This window comes from Pelomicrobium sp. G1 (genome assembly GCF_051905455.1).
Taxonomy (GTDB): domain Bacteria; phylum Pseudomonadota; class Gammaproteobacteria; order Burkholderiales; family UBA6910; genus Pelomicrobium.
Window position 1 is genome coordinate 1 of sequence record NZ_JBQACR010000110.1, and the last position, 445, is coordinate 445.

Here is a 445-nt window from a genome sequence, read left to right on the forward strand (position 1 = left end):
GTGCAGGAGAGGGAAGGGAAGCCTCGTTGAAGTGGCTGGAGCAGGTGAATCGCGAACGAGCATCGCGACAGACCCGGGACACGGCGATCGAGAAGGCGTTGCTTCAGACGATTCGCGAGGCAGGCAGGCTGCCCGAGCCGGTTTCGCAGTACGAGATCAAGGACGAAACGGGTAAACGGATCACGATTCCAGACTTCGCGTATCCGGAACGGCGGATCGCGATCTACTGCGATGGATTTACCCACCACGGAAATCGCGACACGCTGGAGAGCGACGCTCGAAAGCGCAACGCCCTCCAGGCGATGGGTTGGGCTGTATTGAACTTCTGGGGTCGCCAGATTCTGCGTGACGCCGCGGCGTGCGAGCGGCAGATCTGGCAGTGCTACCAGTTTCGTAAAATGGGGCCTTGACGCCTCAAACGCAGCTTGCGGGCAGAGGTTCTGGG

General features: G+C 60.7%; 1 protein-coding gene. It reads left to right on the forward strand.

The annotated features are described in order from the left end of the window. Window positions 1-410: endonuclease domain-containing protein (locus tag ACTFO6_RS17715; protein ID WP_439935738.1), on the forward strand; the 410-nt coding region annotated here is incomplete at its 5' end. Between the last annotated feature and the right edge of the window lie 35 nt (window positions 411-445).